Origin of the sequence: Streptomyces sp. NRRL S-1813 (assembly GCF_000719605.1) — a bacterium.
Lineage (GTDB): Bacteria > Actinomycetota > Actinomycetes > Streptomycetales > Streptomycetaceae > Streptomyces > Streptomyces decoyicus.
In genome coordinates, this window is sequence record NZ_JOHB01000012.1 from 259,475 (window position 1) to 276,125 (window position 16,651).

Below are 16,651 nucleotides of genomic sequence, written 5' to 3' on the forward strand. Positions count from 1 at the left end.
GGTGCATTGCGGCACAACATCGGTCTGCTCGGCCTCGGGGCGGCGCTACGGTGCGGACCCCTTGACCGCCCACTTCCGATGACGGGTGAAGAGCTGCTGAGCGTCTCCGCAGTAGCTCCACGGCACATCCGTGGCGTACGGGCCGATGGCGTCGAACACCTCGGCCGCCGCCCGGTGCTGATTGGCGAAGGACATCGCGTGGGCCAGGTAGTTGGCGTCATCGTGGAACGCGGCGTGCGGCATGGAAGGCGCCCGGTACGTCCACCAGTTCACCCACGCCTGCTGGGTCGACGGGTTGTCCGTCCACGGATGGACCGTCAGGCCGTACCGGTGGCCCTCCTTCTTCATCCGCGTACGGTGCGACTCGGCGAGCGCGACCAGCGGCAGGACGTGCAGCGGCATCCCACGGGGGACATGGGCGCACCGTTCCTGCGCCCAGTGGAACATCTCGCCCGCCACGCCGTGCCAGTCGGGAAACATGTAGGTGAGGAGCTCGTGGTGCGCCTCCCTGTTCCACGGGTCACGTTCCTCGACCTCCTGCCACACGCTCTGCATGGTCTCCCGCCACTGCCGGTCGCGGTCGGGGGAGTGGTAGCGCAGCAGGGCGAGCATGACGACGTACGGTGTCGGATCGGCCGGCAGGGCATCACCGGCGGCATGGCAGCTCTGCCACGCCTCCTCCATCTCCGAGCCGCTGCCCTGCCCCCGTGGGAGAGCCATCGAGCGCAGGGCCTGGACGGTGGCGAGCAGGGCCAGGGCATGCGGGGAACGGGGTTCGGCCTGCGCCCAGGTGTCGGCGAAGGTGAGCCGTGCCCCGGCGCGGGCGAGCACCTGGAGACGGAAGATACGGCGGTCCCAGTCGGCACCGGTCGCGGCCAGCAGTTCGCGTGCGCCTTCCCATCTGCCCATCGCGGCGTCCTCCGCCACTGCGCGCAACCGGGAGTCGTCCCGCGCCGGATGCCGGTCGAAGGCCGGTTGGCGTCTCACGGCCGTCCCGTCACAGTCTTCTCGGGCGGGGGTAGCAGTACCTCACCGTGCGCAAGGCGATCCGGTCCGTGCTGTGGTGCCTTCTCGTGCCCAGGCGAAAGCCCGATGCGACCTTGAGGGGCAATCACCGGAATCTCCTGTACGTGGGGATGCATGAGTTGCGCAAGCTGACTGTCAACTTCGTTCATGAAGTGCTGACTTGAGAAAGAAGACTATTCACTGACGCACGGTGGCGCACATTCCTTCGCTGATAAAGCTCGTGCGATTGCTTCTTAGGGGGGCGGGTGGGGGGGTGTGCGCACTCCCCTCCGGGGCCCGGTCGAGCGCGCCGTAGGGCGATTTGACCGCTATGGGCGTCTCCGTGCCGAGGGGGCACAGTCGGCGCCGCGGGCGCGGTAACGGGTTCGGCGCGGGGGATGGTGGCCGGGCGCCCCCGGGGCGGTGTCCCTCGGCCGGCGTACCCGGTGGTCCGTCGAAAGTCGCAGCGGGCGGGTCGCGCCTCGGGACGATCGGGCGGCGGAGTCCGGCCTTTCCGGCGATCCGCCGGGCGGGGCCGCGTTCCTACGGTGCTGGGGACGGAGAAGTCCAGCGCACTGGTGCGGGAAACGGAGTGTGTTCGTGAGCGTCGGGATGTTGGAGGCCAGGGGGCTGACCAAACGCTTTGGCGGGAAGCCGGCGGTGGACGAGCTGTCCTTCACCGTGCATGCCGGCCGGGTGACCGGTTTCCTGGGCCCGAACGGGGCGGGCAAGTCCACGACCATGCGGATGTTCCTGGGCCTGGACCGCCCCGGAGCAGGCAGTGCGCTGGTCAACGGCAAGCCCTTCCACCAGCTGCGCCACCCAATGAACGAGGTCGGTGCCGTGCTCGATGCCAAGGCCGTCCATCCCGGCCGCACGGCGCACGGGCATCTGCTGGGCCTTGCGTACAGCAACGGGATCGGCCGCAGGCGGGTGGCGGAGGTCCTGGAGATCGCCGGCCTCGCGAAGGCGGCGCACAAACGGGTGGGCGGTTTCTCACTGGGGATGGGACAGCGGCTCGGGATCGCCGCCGCTCTTCTCGGCGATCCGCAGGTGCTGCTCTTCGACGAGCCGGTCAACGGCCTCGATCCCGAGGGCGTGCGCTGGATCCGCAATCTCATGCGGGGGCTCGCCGCGGAGGGCCGCACGGTGTTCGTGTCCAGTCACCTGATGAGCGAGATGGAGGTGACGGCCGACCATCTCGTGGTGATCGGCCGGGGCAGGCTGATTGCCGACACCGCGGTGCGGGAATTTCTCGCGGGCGGTTCACGGGACATGGTCAAGGTCCGCTCTCCGCAGGCCATTCAGCTCGCCGGAAGACTTCGGGAGGCCGGCGGGGAGGTCACCGCGGACGACGAAGGCGCGCTCCTGGTCACCGGCCTGGATCCGGTGCAGGTATCGGCGGCCGCCGCGGCGTGCGGGGCCGCGCTGCACGAGCTGTCGCGGCAGCGCGTTTCGCTGGAGACGGCGTTCATGCGGCTCACCGAGGACAGCGTGGAGTACCGCGCCGACTCGTTGCCACCGGCCTGAGATGCGCGCCGCAGCCACATCCCGACCCAGGAGGTAGCCCCATGTCCCTGACCATCCCCGCGACCGGGCACCGGTCCGCCCTTCCCCCCGGCCCCGTCTTCCCCCAGCTGATCCGGTCCGAGTGGGCCAAGCTCCGCACTGTCCGTGCCACCGTGTGCTGCCTGCTCGCCACTGCGGCGGTGGCCGTCGGCATCAGCGCCGTCATGGCCACGGTCATCGACAAGGAAGGCCCCCAGCCCATCGCCCAGATGGTGATCAACAGTCATATCGGCTTCGGGGTGGGCCAGCTCGCCGTCGTGGTGCTCGCGGTGACGACCATCGGCAGCGAGTACAGCACCGGGACGATCCGCACCTCGCTGACGGCCGTACCGCGGCGCGGACCGTGGCTGATCGCCAAGGCCCTGGTCACGGCCGCGTTGGTGCTGGTCACCGGGGTGCTGCTGAGCATCGTCTGCTTCGCCGTCGAGTACTCTTCCGCCCCCGCTGTCGCCGGCTCGGTCACCGATCCGTCAGTCGTCCGGGCGGTTCTCGGCGGCGGGCTCTACCTGAGTGCGCTGGCCGTGCTCGCGTTGGCGGTCGGCGCCATGCTCCGGAGCACGGTCGGCGGCATCGTCGTGATGTTCACGCTCGTCTTCGTGGTGCCGACGCTCGCGGCCACCCCGGTGCTCAGCGGCCTCGGGCATTTCCTGCCCGGCAGCCTCGTGCCCGGCAGCGCCGGCTGGGCGATCATGCAGCCCGGCCCGATGCTGGGCGGTCTCGGTCCATGGGCCGGATTCGGGGTGCTGTGCGCCTGGGCGGCGGCCGCGATGGCGGGTGCCCTGTATCTGCTGGACAAGCGCGACGCCTGACGAGGCGGGCGTCGTGGGCACCGCCTCACGCTACGCCGCGAGGAGGCCGGCATCGTGGGCAAGGATCGCGGCCTGGACGCGGTTGGTGCACTCGAGTTTGGCGAGAAGACGGCTCATATGGGTCTTCACGGTGGACTCGCTCATGTGCAGGCGGGCGCCGATCTCGGCGTTGGACATGCCCTCGCCGACCAGGCGCAGCACCTCGCCCTCGCGTTCGGTCAGGACGGATATGCGGCGCCGTGCGTCGTTGGCCCTCGATGTACCGCGGGCGGAGAAGTTGGAGATCAGCCGGCGGGTCACCGAAGGGGCCAGCATGGCATCCCCGTCGTGGACGGTCCGGACCGCGCGGGCGAGGTCGCGGGGCGGGGTGTTCTTGAGCAGGAACCCCATCGCGCCGGCCTCCAGGGCCGCATGCACGTACTCGTCGAGATCGAAGGTGGTGAGGACCACCAGCTTGGGCGGGGCGGGCAACTGGTTGATCTCCACGGTCGCGGCCAGCCCGTCCATGACCGGCATACGGATGTCCATCAACACCACATCGGGCCGGTGCAGGCGGGCCAGGTGCACGGCCTCCACCCCGTTGCCGGCCTCGGCCACCATGCTGATGCCGGGGTCGGCCTCCAGGATCATGCTCAAGCCGGACCGGACCAGGTCCTCGTCGTCGGCAAGCAGAACGCGAATGCTCATGGTGCTTCTTCCCTCGTGGGTATCACGGCCGAGACCCGGAACCCGCCGTCCGGTCTCGGGCCGGCCTCGAAGGACCCGCCCAGGACGGTGACCCGCTCACGGAGGCCGACCAGGCCGTGGCCCCCACTGGGCAGACGTGCGGTCGACGGGGCGCTGGGCACCTCATTGTCCACGGTGATGTGCAGCTCGTCGGGCACGTACCGCAGCCGGACGAGGGTGGCGGCTCCTCCCGCATGCTTGTGTGCGTTGGTCAGTGCTTCCTGGACCAGCCGGTACGCGGTGCGCTCGGCGGTCGCGTCCAGCGGCCGGGAGGGGCCGGACGTGGTCAGTTCGATCCGCATACCCGCGGCGCGCGACTGGTCGACCAGCCTGGACAGGTCGTTCAGAGTCGGCTGCGGGGCGCGGGGCGCCGCCTTCTCGCTCTCGTCGACGCGGAGTACGCCCAGTACCTGACGCAACTCGTCCAGCGCCTGCCGGCCGATCTCGCCGATGAGCCGGGCCTGGGTGGTGTGATCGCGGTCCGCCGGGGTGACCTCCAGGGCTCCGGAGTGAATGACCATGAGGCTCACCCGGTGGGCGACCACATCGTGCATCTCCCGCGCGATCCGGGCCCGTTCTTCCATCCGGGTCTGCGAGGCCAGCAGGCGCTGCTCGCGCTCCAGCCGTTCGGCCTTCTCGCGCAGGTTCTCCACCACCGTCCGCCGCGCCCTCGCGTACAGGCCGGCCAGGACCGGCACCACCAGCAGAAGGCCCAGGAGCGGTATGCCGGACGCCAGGTCCTCGACGGTGAGCGCGCGCTGGTCGGTGAGGAGCAGGTAGGCGCCGGTGGCGACGGTCGCCACCGTGGACACCGCAGCCAGGGTGCGTCGGCTGCGACCGTATTTCGCCAGGGAGTACAGGCAGACGGTGAGCGCCGGGAAGCAGACCTCGGCAGGAAGGGCCAGGATCACGGCCACGCACAGCCACGTCGGCCAACGCCGCCGCACCACCACTGCCAGCCCCGTCAAGGCAGCCAGCGTGAAGTAGGCCGCCGCGGGAAGCCCGAGCGGGTACTGCCCCTGGACGTCCACGAGGACAGTGGGGAACAGCGCACAGCCCAGCGCGACCAGGACGTCGAAGACCATGCCCCGGCGGTTCTCCCACCACAGCGGCCGTGCGGGGAGGGGCGTGGGGCGCCACCGGCGCCCGTCGGCGGACGGGGAGCGGTGGGCGCTCGCGGGCGGGGGAGACGGGGCCGGAGGGGGGCCTGGAACCCGCGGCTCGGCCCGTATGGCGTCGCGAAGTCGCATGGCGGCTCCATCCTCCAGCGGTGTGTGGGGTCTTCACCGGCGGTGGGGGGCCGTGCCCTGCCCGTTTCTGCCTGGTCGCCCGTGCGGATGTTTCTGAAATCAACCAATTGCTCGGTCAGTTGGACCAGCATGCAGCAATCCGGCCTTCGAAGCATCGGTCGATCGGTGTACCGGACGGTAGGGCTGCGGTGCGGTACGGAGCCGGTACGGGGAGTGGCGCCCTCGCGCCCCGCCGCCCCGGGGTGAGGTGAAGGCGACCCTGCTGTCGGCTGCGGTCGCGCCGCCAAGCCGCCCTTCGCCCTTCGCGCACCGTGTCTGGTCCACCCCTTTCGGTCACGACATCATCACAGGTTCTTCACTTCATCTATTTCGATGTTCAATCACTCGCTACTCTCCCGGTTCCAGACACCTTGGGGGGATCGTGATGAATCAGATGAATCGGCAGTATCCGGACCAGCCTGGACAGCAGCCGCCGATGCCGGCCGGCATGTATGCGCCGCCACCGCCGAAGAAGAAGAGCGCCGCTGCGAAGGTCGGCATCGGATGCGGCGGTGCCGTCGGTGCGCTCGTCCTGATCGGGATCGTCGCCGCCGCCGTGGGCGGCAGCGACGCCGAACCCCAGGCCGGCAAGCCCGGCAAGGCCGCCACCGCACCGGCGAAGGGGAAGGCGCAGGGCGACGCCGAGCCGGCCGAGGCCGAGCCGAAAGAGAAGCCCAAGGCGGCCCACAAGTCACCGGTCGACCAGTTCAAGGCCTTTGTCGCGAAAAACGGAAGCGCCAACGAGAAGGCCGCCATCGGGCACGTCACCAAAGTCCAAGGCGCCGAAGAGCAGAACGACATCCTCGACTCGGTCGACATCTACACCGACTTCACCGGCGGGATGGTGGGCCCCCACCAGAGCGAGGGCAAGCTGATCGCCTCCGTCTTCGCCGACTGGAAGCAATCCAAGAACGGCCTCGTCACCATCTACGACGCCAAGGGCGAGATCCTCTCCAACGGCAACTTCTGACGGCCTGAAGCGGCAGGAAGCCCCGTCGCGTCCGAAGAGCGGCGGGGTCTTGTCGTCCGGCAGGAGCTCGGCTTCACGCTTACCTCGCTTCACGCTCACACCACTTGTCTCTCCGGTCTCAGCCGGGCGGCGGTTCGCGACCGTGGGCAGGGCCATGCACGCAGGGGAGCGTGCAGTCGCAAGGCAGGGGGCCATATGACGGGAAACCAGGGGTCGACGTCGCCGGAGGACAAGAAGAACGCCAGGCTCGGCTGCGCGGTCATTGCGGTCTTCGTGCTGCTCGTCGGCGGGTGCGTCAACCTGATGAACGGCGACGACGAAACGAAGTCCGCCACCACGTCCGTCTCCGATGCGTCCGACGGCGAGTCCGATGCGTCCGACGGTGAGTCCGACGCGTCCGGCAGCCAGGGCGACACCATCACGGTGCCGGACTACACCGGCCAGAACCTGCAGGAAGCGCAGGACGCGGCACAGCGTGCGGGCATCTACCTGCTCAAGAGCCGGGATCTGTCCATGCGGGAACGTATGCAGGTATGGGACCGGAGTTGGCAGGTCTGCGAACAGGAGCCGGCCGCCGGGGCCGTCATGCAGGACACCAAAACCTTGACGTTCGCCGTCGTGAAGGCCGATGAGAGCTGCGACGATCCTGATGGGGCAGAGGTCACGGGCGGCGACGACGGGGCCGAGCCCACGGATGAACCGACCGGGACCGGCAGTTCCGCCACCTCCGGCGGTTCGGGCGTGGACGAGGGCGACTCCTCCGGTGGTTCCGGTGCGGACGGGAGCGCCACCTCCGGGAGTGCCAGTTCCTCCGGGAGTTCCAGCTCCTCCGGAGGGACGGGCTCCGAGGGCAGCGGCGGTTCCGCGAGCGGTGGCGAAGAGCAGCCGCAAGCCCCGGCAGGCGCCTCCGCGCGCTGCAACGACGGGACGTACAGCTACAGCGGGCACCGGCGGGGCACATGCAGCCATCACCACGGTGTCGCCGTCTGGCTGAGGAGCCTTCCGGCCTGACCAACCGCCCGGCACGGGACCGACGGGAAATAACCCGGCACGGGACCGACGGGAAATAAGGGGTGCCGCGGCACGCGAGGGCACATAGCCGTACAACCTTCAACGGCGTTGGGCGGTCATCACGACACCATCACAGATGTCAGGGGGATTGTTCATGTCGCACTCGCAGCCGCCCGCCCCGTCCGGCCGGCCGCCCCACCCGTTCGCGCCGCCGCAGGTCGCCGAGCCGCCGGAGAAGAACCACGCCGCACTCAAGATCGCAGTGGGTGTGGTGTGCGCGGGCATCGTCTTCGGGCTCGGGGCCGCGGTCGGAAGCGGCAACGACGGCGGCAAGAAGACCGTGGCGAAGCCCGGCCCCACTGTCACGGTCACCGTCACCGCCAAGACGGCCAAGGCCAGGGCGGAGAACGCGAAGAGCGGCGCGAAGCCCGTGGAGCGGGCGGAGGTGCCCGCGCCTCCGGACGCCACGGTCGGCCAGGGCAGCTACCTCGTGGGGGAGGACATCGCCGCCGGCACCTACAGGACCGGAGGCCCCGCCGCGTCCGATGTCCCGCTGTGCTACTGGGCGCGCGCCAAGGACTCCAGCGGGGAAATGGACAGCATCATCGCCACCGGCACCCCCCAGGGTCCGGCCCGCGTCACGGTCAACAGGGGGGAGACGTTCGAGACCAATGGCTGCAAGGAGTGGACGAAGGCCCGCTGACCGGCCGCCACGGCCCAGGGCGCGGCCTTCTTCGACCGCGCCCTCAGTCGCCCGTGCCGCTCGTTCGGCCTGCCCCATCGGCCGCACGGCCGTGCCCTCAGTCGCCCGTGCCGCCCCGTTCGGTCTGTCCCGTCGGCGGCGCCCGGCGGTCAGGTCACCGAGAAACCACCGTCGACGAACACCGTCTGCCCCGTCACATACGCCGCCCCCGGCCCGGCCAGAAACACCGCCGCGCCCGCGAAATCGTCCAGCTCGCCGTTGCGCCCGGTCATCGTCCGGCGCGCCATCGCCTCGGTGCGCCCGGGGTCGGCGAAGACCGCCTCGTTCAGCGGGGTGCGGACGAAGCCGGGGGCGATCGCGTTGACGCTCACCCCGTACCGGGACCAGGCCTCCGCCTGGGAACGGGTGAGCGCGGTGAGCCCGGCCTTGGACACACCGTACGCGCCGCTGTTGCCGAACGCCCGGACCGACTGCTGCGAGGCGATCGAGGTACGCGGTGGCGGTCACGGTGGGCGGTCCTCCTGATGTCGGCCGGTGCGGGGCGGCCGGGCCCGTGGGGAGCGGATGGGCCCGGGGCGTCCGCTGGGACGATCATGGCTCCGTGCCGGCGCCCGGCAACCCTGTCGGGCGTCCGCCGGTGGCTACCGCGGGTCATGACGTCCGACGGCCATCGCCGGCTGCGAAGCGGGCGGCCGTCATGTGCCGCGAGACCGGCGGATGTCATGCGTCACGAAGCCGCCGGGGGGTGAGATCGCGCCGTGGACCGGCTGATACCGGTCGACGGTGCACTGCGGCCCGGCCTGTCACCTGCCCGAGGCGCCCGGAGCAGGCCGGAAGCAGACCGGAAGCGGATCGGAAGCAGACCGGGGGCGGACCTGGGCCGGAGTGGCCGCCCCGCTGGACGGGCAGCCGGATTTCACCGGTGGAAACCGTTCGGAACCGCTTCCTCCGCTTTTGTCGGGGGCGGGGTCCTGTCGAGAGGGGGCCGGTCACGAGATATCTTGATGTCGAGCAATGTTGCAGACGTGGAGCGGAGCACCCGGTGACTGACTCGACCATCATCTACACCCACACTGACGAGGCCCCGGCCCTGGCGACGTATTCGTTCTTGCCTGTGGTCCAGGCATACGCGTCGACGGCCGGCGTCAGCGTGGAGACCCGTGACATCTCCCTGGCCGGGCGCATCATCGCGAGCTTCCCCGAGCGCCTGGAGGAGGGCCAGCGCATCGAGGACGCCCTCGCCGAGCTCGGCCGGCTGGCCAAGACGCCCGGCGCGAACATCATCAAGCTGCCGAACATCTCGGCCTCGATCCCGCAGCTCAAGGCCGCGGTCGCCGAGCTTCAGGAGCAGGGCTACGCGCTGCCCAACTACCCGGACGACCCGAAGACCGACGAGGAGCGGGACATCCGCGCCCGTTACGACAAGGTCAAGGGCAGCGCCGTCAACCCCGTCCTGCGTGAGGGCAACTCCGACCGCCGGGCGCCGGCGTCGGTGAAGAACTACGCCAAGGCGCACCCGCACCGCATGGGCGCCTGGACGGGCGACTCGAAGACGAACGTCGCCACCATGGGCGTCGACGACTTCCGCTCCACCGAGAAGTCCGCGGTCATCGACCGGGACGGCGCGCTGCGCATCGAGCTGTCGGGCGACGACGGTTCCACCACCGTTCTGCGTGAGTCGGTACCGGTCCTCGCGGGCGAGGTCGTCGACGCCTCCGTGATGCGGGTGGCCGCGCTGCGCGAGTTCCTCACCGCGCAGGTCGCCCGTGCCAAGGCCGAGGGCGTGCTGTTCTCCGTGCACCTGAAGGCCACGATGATGAAGGTCTCCGACCCGATCATCTTCGGCCACGTGGTCCGCGCCTTCTTCCCGAAGACGTTCGCCCAGTACGGCGAGTCCCTCGCGGCGGCCGGCCTGACCCCGAACGACGGCCTCGGCGGCATCTACAAGGGCCTCGAGTCGCTGGCCGACGGCGCCGAGATCAAGGCGTCCTTCGACGCCGAGCTCGCCGAGGGCCCGGAGCTCGCCATGGTCGACTCCGACCGCGGCATCTCCAACCTGCACGTGCCCAGCGATGTCATCGTCGACGCCTCCATGCCGGCCATGATCCGCACCTCCGGCCACATGTGGGGCCCGGACGGCGGGGAGGCCGACACCCTCGCGGTCCTGCCCGACAGCAGCTACGCGGGCATCTACCAGGCGGTCATCGAAGACTGCCGCGCGAACGGCGCGTACGACCCGTCGACGATGGGTTCGGTGCCGAACGTCGGCCTGATGGCGCAGAAGGCCGAGGAGTACGGAAGCCACGACAAGACCTTCGAGATCCCGGTCACGGGCACCGTGCGGGTCCTCGACGAGAGCGGCAACGCCGTGCTCGAGCAGGTCGTCGGCGCCGGTGACATCTTCCGTATGTGCCAGACCAAGGACCTGCCGATCCGCGACTGGGTCAAGCTGGCCGTCACCCGCGCCCGCGCGACCGGCGACCCGGCGGTGTTCTGGCTCGACGAGGGCCGTGCGCACGACGCGCAGCTGATCGAGAAGGTCAAGGCCTACCTCCCCGAGCACGACACCGAGGGCCTCCAGATCGAGATCCTGTCGCCGGTCGACGCGATCAAGTTCTCCCTCGACCGCATCCGCCGTGGCGAGGACACCATCTCTGTCACCGGCAACGTGCTGCGTGACTACCTGACCGACCTGTTCCCGATCCTCGAGCTGGGCACCAGCGCGAAGATGCTCTCGGTCGTCCCGCTGATGAACGGCGGCGGGCTGTTCGAGACCGGCGCCGGCGGCTCCGCGCCCAAGCACGTCCAGCAGCTGGTCAAGGAGAACTACCTGCGCTGGGACAGCCTGGGCGAGTTCCTCGCGCTCGCGGTCAGCTTCGAGCACCTGGCGCAGACGACGGGCAACGCGCGCGCCCAGGTGCTCGCCGACACCCTCGACCGCGCCACCGGCACCTTCCTGAACGAGGACAAGTCGCCCAGCCGCAAGCTGGGCGGCATCGACAACCGCGGCAGCCACTTCTACCTCGCGCTCTACTGGGCGCAGGAGCTGGCGAAGCAGACCGAGGACGCCCAGCTCGCGGAGGCGTTCGCGGCACTCGCCAAGACGCTGACCGAGCAGGAGCAGACCATCGTCGACGAGCTGGTCGCGGTGCAGGGCTCGCCGGTCGACATCGGCGGCTACTTCCAGCCGTCCGTGGCGAAGTCCTCGGCGGTCATGCGGCCGTCGACGACCCTCAACCAGGCCCTCGAGACCCTCAGCTGATGCGATAGCCGCGGAGTCCTTCCGCCCCGGCCGGCACCCTGCCGGCCGGGGCGGTTCCGTTTTCGCGGGCAGTGGCGGTCCGTGCCGCGGTCCGTGCCCCGCGGCGGGGGCGCCGAGGCGGGCCCGGCACTCCGTCCTCGATTTCCGCCGGTCGGAAGCGGTTGCTCCGGCCCCGCGCGCGCATCATGACGCCGTGGAACCCACGCTGCCTCTCCTCTTCCTCGACTTCGCGGCGCTGCGGCAGTGGGCGGCTGGGCCGGGGGAGGGGCGGAGCCCCGTGAGGGGTAGCGTCGGCCCGTAGGCTCACTGCTGATCGCTCACGGGGGTATCGATGGAACTCGCCCAAGTCCGCCTGCTCGTCACGGACTTCCGCGGCTGCTACCGCTTCTACCGGGACGTCCTGGGCCTCCAGCCGCAGTTCGAGGCCCCGGACGGTCCGTATGCCAAGTTCAGCTGCGAAAGCGGCTCGGCGGGCATCGCACTACAGGAGCGCGACGGGATGGCCGAGGTCCTCGGCGAGCTGGGGACGGCGCCGGACGGATACCGGTCCCTGGTCGTCCTGCGGGTCGACGACCTCGACGGCTACTGCGCGCAGCTCACCGGGCGCGGCGCCGTCCTGGTGAACGGCCCGGCCCCGATGACGGACCGGATGCGGGTCGCCCACCTCAAGGACCCCGACGGAAACATCGTCGAGCTCCAGCAGTGGCTGGAGCTGCGCGGCGCGGTCTGACCCGGCGCGGTCCGGCCCGCGCCCGGGCTCCTCAGCCCACGAGGTCCAGCACCGGCCGCAGCCCGGCCGGGCGCCGGTCCACCGGCAGATGGTCCACGGGCAGGAAGGAGCAGCCCACCGCCGTGGCGCCGCCGTCCGCCGTGCGGTCGTCGCCCACCATCAGGACGGCGGCCGGGTCGAGCCCCAACTCCCGGCAGGCGAGGGCGAAGAGCTGCGGATCCGGTTTCTGGAGGCCGTGCTCGTAGGACAGCACGCAGATGTCCACATAGCGCTCCAGGCCGTGGGCGCGCAGCACCGGCCGCAGATCCCAGCCGATGTTGCTCAGTACGCCGATACGGATGCCGCGCCGGTGCAGCCGGGCCAGCACCTCGGCGGCGTCGGGGTAGGGCTGCCAGGCCTCCGCCGTCCTGGAGCGTTCGTAGAGCGCGTCGTACAACTCCGGCTCGGGCAGCGGCACTTGACGGCCCAGGCCGGTGTACAGCGCGCGGTGGTGGCGGGCGTCGCGATCGCGTATCTCCCACAGACCGGCCAGATCGGCGGGGATCTCGACGGGCGAGGAGCCGCCGGGCAGCGCGCCGGCCCGTTCCAGCGCGGCCGCCGAGCGGGCGATGTCGGCCTCGTCCATGGCCGTGCCGGACGCGGTCAGCACCGCGCGCAGCCATGACTCGGCGGACTCGATACGCAGCAGCGTTCCGGAGAAGTCGAACAGCACACCCTCGATCGCCGTCATGACCGCCATCCTGCCCGCTCTGCGGCGCCGGGATCCAGCCGGGACACGTACGCGGAGTACGCCGCCGCCGACCCGGTCACCAGGGCCCCGCCCAGCAGCCAGCCGGCGACGACATCCGAGGTCCAGTGCACGCCCAGGTACACCCGGGTGAAGCCGACACCGACGACCGAGACCGCGATCACCGTCCGGGCCGTCCACCGCCACAGCGGGCGCGCCCCGGCCAGTCGCAGCAGCCAGAGGAGCAGGCCACCCGTGACCAGCGCGGTCAGCGCATGCCCGGAAGGGAACGCGAAGTAGCCCGCGGAGGCCACCGGATCCGGCCAGGCGGGGCGGTCCCTGCCGACCAGGGCCTTCACCGCCTGCTGGAGCACCGTACCGACGAGCGCGGTGGCCACCACCCAGACGGCGAGCCGCCGTTCGCCACGCCGTACGAGCACCACGACCGCCGCCGCGAGCAGCGCGCGCATCGTCCATGGGTCCCACACCCAGTCCGAGAGCACCCGGTTCAGACGGGTCCAGCCGGGCGCGGCGACGGCCGTCCGGTGCAGTGCGCCGGAGAGGGCCGTGTCCAGGGACATCAAGGGGCCCCACTGCACCACGACGAGGGTGAGCAGCAGGCCGAAGAGGAGCGTGCACAGCAGCGTGCAGGGGAGGGCGGGGGCGGATGCCCGGTGGCTGTCGGCGTCCACGTCGGGGGTACGGGTGGTGGGGAGCGGCGTCGATGGCATACAGCGATCCTCACCGATACCGGGTGCCCCGGGCGAGGGCGCCGCGCCCTACCTCAGTGCGCTCAGCCCAGGAATGAAGGTGACCAGCAACGGAACGGCCGGCACCAGCGCCGCCATTGCCGTCATCCGGAGCCGGCGGCCGGGGGTGAAGCGAGGGGCGGGGGCCAGCAGCCGGTCCACCCGCTGTGGCACCTGGGCGAGCTGGGCCGGGCAGGGGCCGAACACCCCGCGGTCCTCGTTGAGTTCGACCAGCGCCAGGGCGATCGTCAGCCGGCCGAAGCGGCGCGAGGCCACATCGTCGGCGGCCAGCTCGACCAGCCGGTGCACCTGATCGCGGAACGCGGCGAAGACCGGGACCTGCGGAAAGCCGACGGCCAGCGCCGAGGCGCTGTACAGCAGCAGATCGTGCCGGGCCCGCGCATGGCCCTGCTCGTGGGCGATCAGCGCATCGAGCTGACGCCCCTTCAGCCTCCGCAACGCCGAGGTGGTGATGACCAGTTGGGCCGAGGAGTGCTGGAGCCACCAGGCCTCCGGGCGGTCGCCCTCCAGGACGACCAGGCGCTCTCCGAGGGGCTCCTCGCCGGGCAGCAGCGGTGAGCGGCGCAGAAGTTCGGCGCGGCGCAGCCGACGGCGGGCGCGCGCCGCCCGTACCTCGCGGGTCAGTGTGAAGGCCGTCCAGGCGCCGCCGCCGGCCAGCAGAAGGGCCAGCACCCCGGCCCACGGCCCGTACCCCTGGAGCGCATACGCCTCGACGACCACCCGGGGGGCGAAGCCGAACACCGGGCTGCGGACAGCCTCCCAGGTGGCGGCCGCGCTCAGCGACATCGCGAGCACACAGCACAGCAGCACACCGGCCACCACGCACTGCCACACCCACAGGGCGAGCACCGGTTCACGGTCGGGCCAGTCGGAACGGGCCATCAGCCGTGGCGCCATTGCCGCGGCCAGCACGCCGAGAATCATCAGCGCGAGAGGGACCATCATGCCGTCAGCCTATGAGCGCACTGCTACTCGGTGGTACGACCCGGCGTCGGATGTGACGTATGCCACCCATGTCACACTGGTCAACCGCCGCCCCCGCGTGCCGAGGGCGCGAACCCGTTCACAACGGCATCGCCGCAGCTCACACCGTCAGCAGCATCGCCAGCATGCCGATGCCCATCGCCACCCGGCAGGCCCGCAGCACCCCGGACGGCCCGGCGTCCCCCGGCCGCTCCGCCCCCGCCCCCTCCGGCACGGACTCCGCCGCCCGCACGCCCGGCACCAGCCGGATCCCGGCGGCGATCACATACACCGTGAAGTAGGCGAGCAACAGGCCCGTCAGCAACGGCACTCCCCCCGGCCCGGCGTGCTCCATCGAACTCATCGAACTCATCGAACTGAGCGAACTCATCGAACTCGTGGGACTCATCGGACCCGTCGAGCCCGTCGGTCCCGCCGCACCCATCGAGCCCGTCGGGTTCATGTGGGCCGAGGGCACGGCCATCGCGAGCGCCATGTACGCCATGGCGAACGTGCCCATCGCGTGATGCAGATGCCGCCGTACCAGCGCCCAGACCCCCGCCGCCCCGAAGAGCGCGGTGAACAGCCAGGGCGACCACTCCGGCGGTGTCACGGCGGACGCGGGCAGCGCCATCGCCGCCATGCCCAGCGCCATCAGCCCCTCACCGCGGGCATCCTCCCGGTCCCCGGCCGGGCCGGTACGCGCCCGGACGAGGCAGTACACACCGGCCGCGGCACACAGCAGCACCAGCAGCCAGCCGACCAACGGTGGTTCGTGCACGCCGTACCTCCCCGAGCACCGCCTGCCGTACCGATCGGGTGCAGAATGCCCGGCCGCCGCCCGTCACACGGGAGCGCACGGACGCACGGAGGGGGAGCGCGGAGAGTGCCGGAACGGCGGACGCGGTGTGGGCGAGTGCCGCGGCCCGGTGGCCGACGGAGATGCCGGAGGCGCCGGACCGACGACCCCGTCGGTCGGCCGAGGAGCCGGCGGCTGTACGGGCGAAGGGGGGCCTTCAGGGCCGGTAGCGCAGGGGATGGTCCGCCGGGACCTGCGTCAGCACGATCCGATGGCCGTCCGGGTCGGCGATCCACATCTCGATGAGCCCCCACGGCTCCTGTACGGGCGGCCGCAGCACCTCCACCCCGTGTGCCAGCAGCTCCTGGTGTGCCGCTGCCGCGTCCGCCACCTGGAGCCACAGCTGGAGGGTCTCCGTGGCCGCCGCGGTCGCCCGGCCGGAGACTTCCAGGAAGCCGCCGCCGAGGAAGTAGACCGTGCCGCGCTCGGGTCCCGTACCGAATTCCCGGTAGATCTCCAGACCCAGCGCCTCGCCGTAGAACGCCCGCGACCGCTCGGGGTCGGACGGCCGCAACAGCACCCTGCTGCTCAGTACGTGCACCATGGCAGGACCCTACGCGGCCGGCTCCGCGCCGCCGGAAGGCCGGGCCGGAATGCCGTGCCGAAGGGCCCTGACGCGACACACATACCGCTTGTTAGCCTCCTTTCAGCCCTTCGTCCGGCACCGAGAGGACCCCACGCACCATGCCCACCAGCGAGCTGACCTTCCGTACCGCCCACGACGCCGACGTCCCCGGGCTCGTCGGACTCATCGAGTCGGCCTACCGCGGGGACGCGAGCCGGGCCGGCTGGACGACGGAGGCGGACCTGCTGGAGGGACAGCGCACCGACCCCGAGGGTGTCGCCGCCGTGGTGCGGGGCGAGAGCGGCCGGCTGCTGGTCGCCGAGCGGGAGGGCGTGCTGATCGCCTGCTGCCAGCTCGAACACCGCGGGGACCATGCGTACTTCGGCATGTTCGCGGTGCGTCCGGAGCTCCAGGGCGGGGGCCTGGGCAAGGTGATCATCGCGGAGGCCGAGCGGACCGCCCAGGAGATCTGGGGCGCCCGCGAGATGCGGATGACGGTCATCCGGCAGCGCTCGGAGCTGATCGCCTGGTACGAGCGCCGTGGCTACCGGCGTACCGGGCAGCTCACCCCGTTCCCGTACGGCGATGAGCGGTTCGGCATTCCGCAGCGCGCCGACCTGGAATTCGAGCTGCTGGTGAAGCCGCTCGGCTGAGGGGAGGGACACCCCCCTGGGCCGGCGGACGGGAGTTCGA

At 71.0% G+C, this 16,651-nt stretch carries 16 protein-coding genes and 1 pseudogene; 8 read left to right on the plus strand and 9 right to left on the minus strand.

The annotated features are described in order from the left end of the window. Positions 1-45 precede the first annotated feature (45 nt). Entirely contained in the window at positions 46-987 is a 942-nt protein-coding gene (locus tag IF67_RS0119775) for a hypothetical protein (RefSeq protein ID WP_234341188.1), read from the minus strand. A gap of 630 nt (positions 988-1,617) precedes the next feature. On the opposite strand from IF67_RS0119775, the gene IF67_RS0119780 reads away from it, so the two are divergent. Both IF67_RS0119780 and IF67_RS0119785 read left to right on the plus strand, forming a co-directional pair. Further along, positions 1,618-2,535, plus strand: coding sequence for an ABC transporter ATP-binding protein (locus IF67_RS0119780; RefSeq protein WP_030987435.1), 918 nt, complete (start codon positions 1,618-1,620; stop codon positions 2,533-2,535). A 41-nt stretch (positions 2,536-2,576) separates the two neighbouring features. Next, on the plus strand, positions 2,577-3,383 hold the full coding sequence (locus tag IF67_RS0119785; protein ID WP_051818271.1) for an ABC transporter permease: 807 nt from the start codon (positions 2,577-2,579) through the stop codon (positions 3,381-3,383). A gap of 30 nt (positions 3,384-3,413) precedes the next feature. Here the strand turns inward: IF67_RS0119785 and IF67_RS0119790 are convergent, their stop codons facing one another. Continuing rightward, entirely contained in the window at positions 3,414-4,070 is a 657-nt protein-coding gene (locus IF67_RS0119790; RefSeq protein WP_030987439.1) for a response regulator, read from the minus strand. Beyond that, entirely contained in the window at positions 4,067-5,359 is a 1,293-nt protein-coding gene (locus tag IF67_RS0119795) for a sensor histidine kinase (RefSeq protein ID WP_078889514.1), read from the minus strand. The genes IF67_RS0119790 and IF67_RS0119795 overlap by 4 nt, the downstream gene beginning before the upstream one ends. 424 nt (positions 5,360-5,783) lie before the next feature. Here IF67_RS0119795 and IF67_RS0119800 point away from each other — a divergent pair, with 424 nt between their 5' ends. The 3 genes from IF67_RS0119800 to IF67_RS0119810 all read left to right on the plus strand — a co-directional run bounded on the left by IF67_RS0119800 (position 5,784) and on the right by IF67_RS0119810 (position 8,082). Continuing rightward, positions 5,784-6,368 (plus strand): hypothetical protein, encoded by a 585-nt coding sequence (locus IF67_RS0119800; RefSeq protein WP_234341189.1) that lies wholly within the window; start codon positions 5,784-5,786, stop codon positions 6,366-6,368. Positions 6,369-6,563: 195 nt separating this feature from the next. Next, complete coding sequence (locus IF67_RS0119805; RefSeq protein WP_030987444.1) at positions 6,564-7,379, plus strand: DUF3761 domain-containing protein; 816 nt, start codon at positions 6,564-6,566, stop codon at positions 7,377-7,379. 154 nt (positions 7,380-7,533) lie between these two features. Then, on the plus strand, positions 7,534-8,082 hold the full coding sequence (locus IF67_RS0119810; RefSeq protein WP_030987446.1) for a hypothetical protein: 549 nt from the start codon (positions 7,534-7,536) through the stop codon (positions 8,080-8,082). 149 nt (positions 8,083-8,231) lie between these two features. On the opposite strand, the pseudogene IF67_RS0119815 reads toward IF67_RS0119810, so the two are convergent. Next, positions 8,232-8,567: pseudogene (locus IF67_RS0119815) on the minus strand (SDR family NAD(P)-dependent oxidoreductase); the annotation flags it as partial. Positions 8,568-9,124: 557 nt separating this feature from the next. Between IF67_RS0119815 and IF67_RS0119820 the strand changes: the two are divergent. Together IF67_RS0119820 and IF67_RS0119825 are read left to right on the plus strand one after the other, a co-directional pair. Then, positions 9,125-11,344 (plus strand): NADP-dependent isocitrate dehydrogenase, encoded by a 2,220-nt coding sequence (locus IF67_RS0119820; RefSeq protein ID WP_030987449.1) that lies wholly within the window; start codon positions 9,125-9,127, stop codon positions 11,342-11,344. 331 nt (positions 11,345-11,675) lie between these two features. Beyond that, positions 11,676-12,074 carry a VOC family protein gene (locus IF67_RS0119825; RefSeq protein WP_030987450.1) on the plus strand — a complete coding sequence of 133 codons (399 nt, stop codon included), beginning with the start codon at positions 11,676-11,678 and terminating at the stop codon, positions 12,072-12,074. 31 nt (positions 12,075-12,105) lie between these two features. Here IF67_RS0119825 and IF67_RS0119830 read toward each other — a convergent pair whose 3' ends face one another. From IF67_RS0119830 to IF67_RS0119850, 5 genes are all read right to left on the minus strand, one after another. Continuing rightward, positions 12,106-12,804: an HAD family hydrolase gene (locus tag IF67_RS0119830; protein ID WP_030987451.1), complete on the minus strand. Its 699-nt coding sequence runs from the start codon at positions 12,802-12,804 to the stop codon at positions 12,106-12,108. Then, on the minus strand, positions 12,801-13,532 hold the full coding sequence (locus IF67_RS0119835) for a phosphatase PAP2 family protein (RefSeq protein ID WP_030987452.1): 732 nt from the start codon (positions 13,530-13,532) through the stop codon (positions 12,801-12,803). The genes IF67_RS0119830 and IF67_RS0119835 overlap by 4 nt, the downstream gene beginning before the upstream one ends. Positions 13,533-13,580: 48 nt before the next feature. Then, positions 13,581-14,516 (minus strand): M56 family metallopeptidase, encoded by a 936-nt coding sequence (locus tag IF67_RS0119840; RefSeq protein ID WP_030987453.1) that lies wholly within the window; start codon positions 14,514-14,516, stop codon positions 13,581-13,583. A 139-nt stretch (positions 14,517-14,655) separates the two neighbouring features. Then, on the minus strand, positions 14,656-15,315 hold the full coding sequence (locus IF67_RS0119845) for a DUF5134 domain-containing protein (protein WP_030987454.1): 660 nt from the start codon (positions 15,313-15,315) through the stop codon (positions 14,656-14,658). A 235-nt stretch (positions 15,316-15,550) separates the two neighbouring features. Further along, entirely contained in the window at positions 15,551-15,937 is a 387-nt protein-coding gene (locus tag IF67_RS0119850) for a VOC family protein (protein WP_030987456.1), read from the minus strand. 140 nt (positions 15,938-16,077) lie between these two features. On the opposite strand from IF67_RS0119850, the gene IF67_RS0119855 reads away from it, so the two are divergent. Next, positions 16,078-16,611 carry a GNAT family N-acetyltransferase gene (locus IF67_RS0119855; protein ID WP_030987458.1) on the plus strand — a complete coding sequence of 178 codons (534 nt, stop codon included), beginning with the start codon at positions 16,078-16,080 and terminating at the stop codon, positions 16,609-16,611. The last annotated feature ends 40 nt before the right edge of the window (positions 16,612-16,651 follow it).

Excerpts from the sequence above, each read along its gene's own strand:
- IF67_RS0119805 (WP_030987444.1), top strand. The coding sequence starts at position 6,564 with ATGACGGGAAACCAGGGGTCGACGTCGCCGGAGGACAAGAAGAACGCC.
- IF67_RS0119850 (WP_030987456.1), bottom strand. The coding sequence starts at position 15,937 with ATGGTGCACGTACTGAGCAGCAGGGTGCTGTTGCGGCCGTCCGACCCC.
- IF67_RS0119835 (WP_030987452.1), bottom strand. The coding sequence starts at position 13,532 with ATGCCATCGACGCCGCTCCCCACCACCCGTACCCCCGACGTGGACGCC.
- IF67_RS0119840 (WP_030987453.1), bottom strand. The coding sequence starts at position 14,516 with ATGATGGTCCCTCTCGCGCTGATGATTCTCGGCGTGCTGGCCGCGGCA.
- IF67_RS0119830 (WP_030987451.1), bottom strand. The coding sequence starts at position 12,804 with ATGACGGCGATCGAGGGTGTGCTGTTCGACTTCTCCGGAACGCTGCTG.
- IF67_RS0119780 (WP_030987435.1), top strand. The coding sequence starts at position 1,618 with ATGTTGGAGGCCAGGGGGCTGACCAAACGCTTTGGCGGGAAGCCGGCG.
- IF67_RS0119810 (WP_030987446.1), top strand. The coding sequence starts at position 7,534 with ATGTCGCACTCGCAGCCGCCCGCCCCGTCCGGCCGGCCGCCCCACCCG.
- IF67_RS0119795 (WP_078889514.1), bottom strand. The coding sequence starts at position 5,359 with ATGCGACTTCGCGACGCCATACGGGCCGAGCCGCGGGTTCCAGGCCCC.
- IF67_RS0119825 (WP_030987450.1), top strand. The coding sequence starts at position 11,676 with ATGGAACTCGCCCAAGTCCGCCTGCTCGTCACGGACTTCCGCGGCTGC.
- IF67_RS0119790 (WP_030987439.1), bottom strand. The coding sequence starts at position 4,070 with ATGAGCATTCGCGTTCTGCTTGCCGACGACGAGGACCTGGTCCGGTCC.
- IF67_RS0119800 (WP_234341189.1), top strand. The coding sequence starts at position 5,784 with ATGAATCAGATGAATCGGCAGTATCCGGACCAGCCTGGACAGCAGCCG.
- IF67_RS0119855 (WP_030987458.1), top strand. The coding sequence starts at position 16,078 with ATGCCCACCAGCGAGCTGACCTTCCGTACCGCCCACGACGCCGACGTC.
- IF67_RS0119785 (WP_051818271.1), top strand. The coding sequence starts at position 2,577 with ATGTCCCTGACCATCCCCGCGACCGGGCACCGGTCCGCCCTTCCCCCC.